The sequence below is a fragment of the Allomesorhizobium camelthorni genome (assembly GCF_011045125.1).
In the GTDB taxonomy this organism is placed as follows: domain Bacteria; phylum Pseudomonadota; class Alphaproteobacteria; order Rhizobiales; family Rhizobiaceae; genus Allomesorhizobium; species Allomesorhizobium camelthorni.
Map to the genome: position 1 here is coordinate 23,599 of NZ_JAAKZF010000058.1, position 8,782 is coordinate 32,380.

Annotated in this window: 8 protein-coding genes; 7 read left to right on the forward strand and 1 reads right to left on the reverse strand. The window is 58.3% G+C overall.

From position 1 onward, the window contains the following. Window positions 1-262 precede the first annotated feature (262 nt). Genes G6N73_RS26500 through G6N73_RS26530 form a run of 7 tightly spaced genes read left to right on the forward strand, consistent with a single transcriptional unit; the run spans window position 263 to window position 7,707 of the window. On the forward strand, window positions 263-1,315 hold the full coding sequence (locus tag G6N73_RS26500) for a UDP-glucuronic acid decarboxylase family protein (RefSeq protein ID WP_425484143.1): 1,053 nt from the start codon (window positions 263-265) through the stop codon (window positions 1,313-1,315). After that, window positions 1,312-2,295, forward strand: a complete 984-nt coding sequence (gene galE / locus G6N73_RS26505; RefSeq protein ID WP_165032967.1) for a UDP-glucose 4-epimerase GalE — start codon at window positions 1,312-1,314, stop codon at window positions 2,293-2,295. Before G6N73_RS26500 ends, galE begins: the two co-directional genes overlap by 4 nt. Further along, window positions 2,292-4,142, forward strand: coding sequence for a glycosyltransferase family 2 protein (locus G6N73_RS26510; protein WP_165032968.1), 1,851 nt, complete (start codon window positions 2,292-2,294; stop codon window positions 4,140-4,142). Before galE ends, G6N73_RS26510 begins: the two co-directional genes overlap by 4 nt. 31 nt (window positions 4,143-4,173) lie before the next feature. After that, window positions 4,174-5,586: a UDP-glucose dehydrogenase family protein gene (locus tag G6N73_RS26515; protein WP_165032969.1), complete on the forward strand. Its 1,413-nt coding sequence runs from the start codon at window positions 4,174-4,176 to the stop codon at window positions 5,584-5,586. A gap of 4 nt (window positions 5,587-5,590) precedes the next feature. Next, window positions 5,591-6,172, forward strand: coding sequence for a DUF995 domain-containing protein (locus G6N73_RS26520; RefSeq protein WP_165032970.1), 582 nt, complete (start codon window positions 5,591-5,593; stop codon window positions 6,170-6,172). Window positions 6,173-6,188: 16 nt separating this feature from the next. Then, window positions 6,189-7,163 (forward strand): glycoside hydrolase family 26 protein, encoded by a 975-nt coding sequence (locus tag G6N73_RS26525; protein WP_343044749.1) that lies wholly within the window; start codon window positions 6,189-6,191, stop codon window positions 7,161-7,163. Window positions 7,164-7,188: 25 nt separating this feature from the next. Next, entirely contained in the window at window positions 7,189-7,707 is a 519-nt protein-coding gene (locus G6N73_RS26530; protein WP_165032971.1) for a DUF995 domain-containing protein, read from the forward strand. 18 nt (window positions 7,708-7,725) lie between these two features. Here G6N73_RS26530 and G6N73_RS26535 read toward each other — a convergent pair. Then, window positions 7,726-8,782: glycoside hydrolase family 26 protein (locus G6N73_RS26535; protein WP_206079095.1), on the reverse strand; the 1,057-nt coding region annotated here is incomplete at its 5' end.

Genomic DNA, 8,782 nt, shown 5'->3' on the forward strand with positions numbered 1-8,782 from the left:
CCTGGATGCATGTGACGTCGAGTCCATTAAATATGGACTGCACGACAAATCCCCGGATCTTAAGATAACGACAAATCTATCCTCCCCCACTATCAATGCAAGATAGCAGAAGGTGGTCATGAAGCGCCGTCGACGACGGCTTTCCGAAACCTCAAAGCATAGTGACAATAAAAACTGGCAACGGCATTCTGTTGCTTGGAAAAGCATGACGTCGTGACTTTGGTTAAAAATAAAGCCGCGCTTATCTTGGGGATTAAAACAGATGGACATTTCGCACTCTGCGCCTGCCCTCTCGATCGTCGATACCACCTCAGGTCGTGCACCTGAATCGCATTCGGACGGGGCTTTGCGGCGTGTCCTCGTGACCGGTGGTGCCGGTTTTCTTGGATCGCATTTGTGCGAATTTCTCCTTGAGGCAGGCCACCATGTCATCTGCGCCGACAATTTTTCAACCGGGCTCGAACGAAACATCAGCCACTTGAGGGATTTCGAGACGTTCAGTGTCATCAGGCACGACGTCGTCGATCCGATCGATCTGGAGATCGACGAAATCTACAATCTCGCCTGCCCCGCCTCGCCACCGCATTATCAGGCCGACCCGATCAGGACCATGCGCACCAGCGTCCTTGGTGCCCTCAACATGCTCGATTTGGCCCATCGACGCTGCGCTAAGATCTTCCAAGCATCCACCTCCGAAGTTTACGGCGATCCCCACGTCCATCCTCAGCCGGAATCCTATCTGGGCAACGTGAATACGACCGGACCACGAGCCTGCTATGACGAAGGCAAGCGCAGCGCCGAAACACTCTTTTTCGACTACCAGCGGTGCCACGATCTTCGCATCAAGATCGTCCGCATCTTCAACACGTATGGCCCGCACATGCGCCCCGACGATGGGCGTGTCGTCTCCAATTTCATCGTTCAGGCCCTCACGGGCAAGGATATCACGATCTATGGCGATGGCTCCCAGACCCGTTCATTCTGTTACGTCGATGATCTGATCAGAGGCTTCCATTGGATGATGGATACGGGCGACGAGGTCACCGGTCCGATCAACCTTGGCAATCCGGGCGAGTTCACCATTGCCGAGCTTGCTTCGATGGTCATCGACCTGACCGGTTCGCGGTCCCGTATTGTCCAGATGCCGCTGCCCGCCGACGATCCGCGCCAGCGACGCCCCGACATCACCCAGGCGGAAAAGCAGCTCGGCTGGCGGCCCAACACCGCGCTTCGCGACGGTCTCGGTCGGACGATCGCCTATTTTGACAAAGTGCTTAGCACCGAAGGTGCCCTGCCGGTCAGGAGGGTCGCGTGACGATCAACATCCTCGTGACCGGTGGCGCCGGTTATATTGGCAGCCATACCGCCAAACTCCTCAGCTCCAGAGGTTTTGTGCCGATCGTCTATGACAATTTGACGACGGGTCACCAATCATCAGTGCGTTGGGGGCCACTCGTTCATGGGGATATTCTCGATACGGACCGCCTTGCCGGGACTATGGCGGAATATGAGCCAAAGGCGGTCATTCATTTCGCCGCTTCTGCCTATGTCGGCGAGTCGGTCGAAAATCCGTCGAAGTATTACCGAAACAACGTGATTGGCACGCAATCGCTTCTGGACGCCTGCCATCGGACAAATGTCGGCGAGATCATTTTCTCTTCCAGTTGCGCGACCTATGGCGTTCCTCCCGTCCTGCCGATCACGGAAACGACGCCCCAGAACCCGATCAACCCTTATGGCAGAACCAAGCTGATCGCCGAACAGATGCTGCAGGATTATGCGGCAGCTTACGGCATGCGTTATGTCATCTTGCGATATTTCAATGCCTGCGGTGCCGATCCCGACGGCGATCTCGGCGAATGGCACGACCCCGAAACTCATCTCATCCCCAGGGCATTGCTCACGGCGGCAGGCCGAATACCGCACCTGCCGGTCTTCGGGAACGACTACGATACGCAAGACGGGACCTGCATCCGCGACTACATCCACGTCAGCGATCTGGCACGCGCGCACGTCCTTGCCCTCGACTACCTGGTCAGAGGCGGCGATGATCTTGCTGTCAACCTCGGGACCGGCCGCGGATCCTCCATCCGGCAAATTCTCGAGACCATCTCGCGCATCACCGAACGGCATGTCGCGATCAAGCTTCATTCAAGGAGGCCTGGCGATCCGCCGGCGCTTTACGCCGATCCGACTTTCGCCCAGCAGGCACTTCGCTTCTCAGCTGAGTATTCCGATCTGGACACGATCGTGAGAACGGCTGCGCCTTTCTTCGGACTGGAGGCGCGGGTATGAAGACTGTGGCCAACAGGCAAGCGACGCAAGCCGTCACGCAGCCAAGGGAGCCGTTGATGGTTCCGGTACTGACGGGCCATCGCCGGATTGAATATCTGATCGGCACTGTCGCCTGGCTGGCCGCGCTCGTCTATTTCTGGGTCTGGTGGTTCAAGCCAGGGCATTATACCGGCCTTTCCGGTTTCGTGTGTGTCACGGCCATTGTGGCATGGGTCACGCTCCTGCCTGCCTATTTCCTCGCTGTCTTCTATCGTGCGCGGAAACCAAACGGGCCCTTGCGACTGCCGGCTGGAAGCCGTGTAGCGATGGTAGTGACCAAGGCGCCTTCCGAGCCGTTTTCGGTTGTTGCAACCACATTGAAGGCCATGCTCGCCCAAGATGTATGTCACGACACTTGGCTTGCCGACGAAGATCCCACGCCCGAAACTCTGAACTGGTGCCGGCAGCACGGCGTCTTCGTCTCTACGCGTCAAGGACGGGCCGATTATCACCGTTCCGCCTGGCCGCGACGCACCCGCTGCAAAGAGGGCAATCTTGCCTTCTTCTATGATCACTACGGCTACCAGCGCTACGATTTCGTGGCTCAGCTCGACGCAGATCATGTTCCAGAACCCGGCTATCTGCGCGAGATGTTGCGCCCTTTTGCCGACCCGACCGTAGGCTACGTCTCGGCACCAAGCATTTGCGACCGCAACGCCGCGGAAAGCTGGTCGGCGCGCGGGCGGCTCTATGCCGAGGCCAGCATGCACGGTGCCCTGCAAGCCGGCTACAACGGCGGTCTTGCGCCACTTTGCATAGGCTCGCATTACGCAGTTCGCACCGCCGCACTAAAGGAAACCGGTGGGCTCGGGCCAGAGCTTGCCGAGGATCATTCAACCACGCTGATGATGAACGCCTATGGCTGGCGAGGGGTACACGCTCTGGACGCCATTGCCCATGGCGACGGCCCGCGCACCTTTGCCGATCTCGTTACCCAGGAGTTCCAATGGTCACGCAGCCTTGTGATGCTGCTCCTGAAATATTCGCCGGTCTACGTTCCACGCCTGCCCTTACGGCTCAAATTCCAGTTCCTGTTTGCGCAGCTTTGGTATCCGCTCTTTTCGTTCTTCATGGCGCTGATGTTTGTGATGCCCATTATTGCGTTGGTGCGCGGTGAGAATTTCGTCGCTGTCACTTATCTGGGCTTTCTGGCACATTTTACGCCGCTTTCCGTCGTGCTGATGGTGATGGCCTACCGCTGGCGGGCAACTGGCTCCTTCCGGCCGTTCGATGCAAAAGTGCTGAGCTGGGAGGCGATGTTCTTCCTGTTCGCGCGCTGGCCCTGGGCTTTGGCGGGTACAATCGCGGCGGTGCGCGACTGGGCCGCGGGATCGTTTGTGGATTTTCGCGTTACGCCGAAGGGCAGTTGCGAAGTTGACCCGTTACCATTTCGAATTCTCGCCCCGTATGGCGTTCTGTCGATCGCCTCGGCTCTTCCCGTTCTGCTTGTCGACGATGCCGGCGAGACCCGTGGCTTCTACATCTTCGCCATCGTCAATGCGATTCTTTACGCGACGCTGCTTCTGGTTATCGTCGTTCAGCATGCTCGCGAGAACTCAGTCAGGGTCTCGACACCCCTCTATCGTCCAGCGATAGCGGCAGGCCTTCTCTCCCTCTTTCTGCTGCCGGGAATCGCTACTGCGGAGCGCGGGGTGGAGGGATTGGAGTCGCTCGCATGGGGCGCCGGGCGTGTGAGTCTCTTTGAAGCGAAATACGCGGCCGCGGGTGCAGGGCTCGGCGGATCTGGCCTGCGCAGGATCACCTTCAGGCCGAGATGGCTGTCTGAAGAGCCAACCACGATCAACTAACCGAAGAAAGGGCGCGCAAGCGCTGGAGCACATGAAAATAGCAATGATCGGAACCGGTTATGTCGGCCTTGTCAGCGGGACGTGCTTTGCCGAGTGGGGTAACCGGGTCGTCTGCGTCGACAAGAACGCGGAAAAGATCGAGCAGCTCAAGCAGGGCAAGCTGCCTATTTACGAGCCTGGGCTGGATAAGCTCGTGGAGCGCAATCAGATTGCCGACCGCCTGTCGTTCACGACCGACCTCACTGCCGCGGTGAAGGATGCCGATCTCATCTTTATCGCGGTTGGGACACCGCCACGCTTAGGGTCTGGCGATGCCGATCTCTCGTTTGTCTACATGGCAGCTAAGGAAATCGCGGAATCGCTCGAAGGCCAACCTACCGTGGTGGTCAAATCCACAGTCCCGGTGGGCACAGGTGACGTGGTCGAAAAGATCATCGCCGCTGTGAGGCCTCATGGCAGCTTTTCCGTCGCTTCCAACCCCGAGTTTCTCCGCGAGGGATCGGCCATTGATGACTTTCTCTTCCCCGATCGGGTCGTTATCGGTGTCGAAGGTCCACGCGCGCTGGAAGCGCTAACGGCGCTATACAGTCCGCTTGCCCGTGCAAACACACCGGTCGTTGTGACCCAGCGACGTGCTGCTGAACTGATCAAATATGCCGCGAACGCATTTCTCGCGACAAAGATCACCTTCATCAATGAACTTGCCGATCTTTGCGAGCAGGTAGGCGCCGATATTGACGACCTGGCGCTCGGCATCGGCCTCGACCACCGTATCGGGCGAAGCTTCCTGAAGGCTGGTCCCGGCTACGGTGGCTCGTGCTTTCCGAAAGATACCCTGGCGCTCCTGCGAACCGCCCAAGACTTTGGCATCGCTCTGCGTGTCGTCGAGGAGACCGTGGCGGCCAACGAAGCACGCAAGCGGAAGATGGCGCTCAAGGTGCTTGATGCCGTCGGAGGAGATCTCAAGGGTCTGACGATTGCCATCCTTGGCCTCACCTTCAAACCCGATACCGACGATATGCGCGATGCGCCTTCAATCCCACTGATCGAGACATTGCAGCGTTTCGGAGCCAAAATTCGGGCGCACGACCCCGTCGGAATGGAAAACGCAGCACGTGTGCTGGAGAATGTCATCCTGATGGACGATCCCTATGAATGCGTGCGCGATGCGGATGCTGCGGTCGTCGTCACGGAATGGGAGAGCATTCGCCAGCTCAATCTCGATCTGATGAAGCAGTTGATGCGCGCTCCAATCCTTATCGACCTTCGCAACGTGTTTCCCCGGGGGGCAGCGCAGGCTGGCTTTCAAGTATCGAGTGTCGGCCGGCCTGCGTCCACCCAATCGGGAACTCCGTTCACTATCGTGGCCGCGAGCGACGATCCACAGGATCGGAGCCGGACTGGAATTACGGTGCGGGCAAAAAACATCGTGAATTGGAACTAGGACGATGACGAAGTCACATCAAGGCGGCGGCGTCCTGCAAAATGCAAATGAGCCTCGTCGCTGGCTCTTGCGAACAGCGTGCTTGGTTTCAGGCTTGACCGTGTTTGCCGGTCAAGGCGACGCCGGCGAGAATGCCGTTCCTCCGGCAAATGCGCGAGTTGTGACGGCCGGGGAGCTTCACGCCATCTATAACGACCAGACGTGGGTTTGGTCCAACGGCGCGGGTCGCATGCAGTCCGACGGTCGACGCTTTGTGGCGTGGGCTGGGTCAGGCGCGAGCGCCAAATGGGCGGAGGGCCGATGGATCATCACCAGCAGCGGCCGTTTGTGCTTCAAAGCACGATGGCAGTCGTCGTCCGGTAGCCATCCGGCCAAAACCTGCTTCGTCCACAAGCACCACCGCGGCGTCATCTATCAGAGAAAAGAACCTTCGGGCGACTGGTTTATCTTTAAGCATGCCGTCTCGGCAGACGGCGACGAATTCAGAAAACTCACCGGCGAAGACTTGGTTTCCCCAGAACTGGAAAAGATCAAGTCTCAGCTTCAAGGAACCCGTTCGGCAACGAGCGAAGCCGCTACGGAATAATCAGGAGGATATTGTCGTGAACACCATCATCAGGAAGAAGACTTCCAGGGCTCTCGCCCTCTCGATTGCCACGTTGGCATTATCCGGAGCAGTCCTGGCAGCCAGCAATCCCCGTGGCATTCCCGCGGCGACCTCATCTGCTGCGCCATTCGCGGACAAGCGGCCGATCACCACGGAAGCATCGATCGATCTTGGCGCCTACGATCCCCACGGCGACTTCGGCAACGACCCCAATAGCAAAATCGAACACCTTTTTCTGCCTTGGGAAGACGTCGATCTGTCGTCGCTAGCCATCGCCGATGAATACGCCGTGCAACGCGGACGATCGCTCCTGATCACGGTCGAGCCGTGGTCGTGGGACGTCGACTGGAGAGTGACCTCCGACGAGCTTTTGGCGGGGATCCTGGCGGGCCGATATGATGCCAACATGGCAACGGTCTGCTCGGAGGCGGCTAAATTGAGGAGCCCTGTCACCATTCGATGGGCACAGGAGATGGACGAAACCGACAATCAGTTCTCATGGGCGCATTGGACTCCCAACAATTACATTGCGGCCTATCGACGAATGGTGACGGAGTGCCGGAAGCACATCAAGACCGCCACCTACATGTGGTCGCCGAAAGGAAATCCGGACCTGGCCGACTTTTATCCAGGCGATGAATTTGTCGACCTCGTGGGTTTGTCGGTCTTTGGCCTACAGGACTACGACAAGGCCGCTTTCGGCAAGGAACGCACTTTCACCGAGGCGCTCGAGCCGGGCTATCGGCTGGCTGATCGCTTCGGCAAGCCGATTGTCGTGGCCGAATTGGGCTACGAGGGCGATCAGCACTACGTTCGCGATTGGGCTGAGACCGCCGCAGATTGGAATCCCGCATTTCCGAAGCTGAATGCCGTCGTCTACTTTAACGATCGGGAAGTCTATCCGTGGCCGAGCAACTTCGGGCGCCCCAATTGGCGCGTCGTGGATCAGGCATTGAACTCGACGAATTGATAATCCCAAACACAGGAGAAAAAAAATGAAAAAAATCCAGGCGTTGCTAATGTTGTGTGCTATCGGCACTTTCGTGGGAGCGGGTCAGATCAAAGCCAACGCGGCACAATCCAAGACAAACGGTTCTGCAGAGTTGGCAGCACCGCTGACGACGGACGAGCTCGTTGAGCTATACCATGGGCGATCCTGGCTCTGGAAAGACGGCGCAGGCTATTTCTCGGCCAAACAGCGACGATTCACTGCTTGGAGCCGCGAGGGCGGCTCCCCTACGTATGCTGATGGGCGTTGGTTTGTCACAGATCGGGGAAAGCTCTGCTTCAAGGCCAAATGGCATGCGAAGAGCGGCGCAGCGTCGGCTCTGACGTGCTTCGCCCATCGCAAGAAAGGCGGAACCGTGTTCCAGAAGCGGGAACCGGATGGAGAATGGTATGTGTTCAAGACCACACCAGGCAGGACGCGTGACGAATACGGCAAAGTCCGGCGCGGCAACTATGTGAGCGCGCGCCTAAAGCAAATCGAGGCACGGCTTTCTAGCAGCAAATAGCCTCTCAGTTTATGGCCGTCAGTTTCTATCGTCGCTCAGGTGAACCGCGGCCTGCCTGGGAGAGACATCTGATGGTCGTCCGTCGCTCAGATCCGACGTTGTCACGCGCCAGTCTGGCGCTCCGTAACCGTCCGGCCAGTGGTGCGGTTCCTTGTCATTGAAATAAACGATTCCGGTGAGCAGTGGAAACAGGTCACGGCTGGTCGAGAATTCGGAGATCTCGGCCAGCCCATTCTGACGGTAGACCTCCCGACCGGCTACTCCCAATTCCGCTACAATGACTGGCTTGTCGAATTTCTCGACTCGATAATACTTCTCTCCAAAGGCCTCGGCAAAGGTACGTGGCCCACCATGCCAGGCGCGGTCCGATGTCTCCAGCCCCCAAACCGACACGCCAATCATGTCGACGTAAGTATCGCCGGGGTAATACTCCGTCAGGCTCCGCTCGCCCTTCGGCGACCAGATGAAGCGAGCTCGCGGCGCTATCTCCCTGCATGCCTCGACGAAATACCGATAGGCTGCTATGTAGCCCCCGGAGTCGCGGCGAGCCCAAGGGTAGCGACCTGTCGGGTCGTCCATTTCATGGCCCCAGCGGACCCAATAATCGCCCGGAAAGTCGGCCACCGCACTACAGACGGCCGCGATTTGCGTGTCGAATTGCCCGCTTAGAATATCGGCAAACAGGTGATCACCGCCATCGCGCCAGTTCGCGGCTTTTGTGTACGGTTCAACTGTGACCATTAGGGTTCGCGCCTTCATCTCCGCGAGCTGCATCTTTGCGGTGAGCATCGCCTTGTCCACTGCCTGCCAGTAGACAAAGACATGCTGGACGCGAATGCCGGGCGCATGCCGGAACAGGTCGTGCGGATCATAAGCGCCAAGGAACACGGACGCGGACTTCGGATCGTTGGAGGGTACAGCCGACTGGATCGCCGCCGTTTCGACTGTGTCTATGTGAAATCGCTGCTCTGCTGCCAGTATTTGCGGCGGCGCCAGATTGAGGAACATAAGGCACAATGCCAGGATTTTTGTGCGAGGCATGGCCTGTCCAGGTTCAAGACGGTGCGGATCTAGC

Bases quoted from the DNA above. Each gene is read 5' to 3' on its own strand.
- G6N73_RS26500 (WP_425484143.1), top strand. From the start codon at position 263: ATGGACATTTCGCACTCTGCGCCTGCCCTCTCGATCGTCGATACCACC.
- G6N73_RS26510 (WP_165032968.1), top strand. From the start codon at position 2,292: ATGAAGACTGTGGCCAACAGGCAAGCGACGCAAGCCGTCACGCAGCCA.
- G6N73_RS26515 (WP_165032969.1), top strand. From the start codon at position 4,174: ATGAAAATAGCAATGATCGGAACCGGTTATGTCGGCCTTGTCAGCGGG.
- G6N73_RS26520 (WP_165032970.1), top strand. From the start codon at position 5,591: ATGACGAAGTCACATCAAGGCGGCGGCGTCCTGCAAAATGCAAATGAG.
- G6N73_RS26530 (WP_165032971.1), top strand. From the start codon at position 7,189: ATGAAAAAAATCCAGGCGTTGCTAATGTTGTGTGCTATCGGCACTTTC.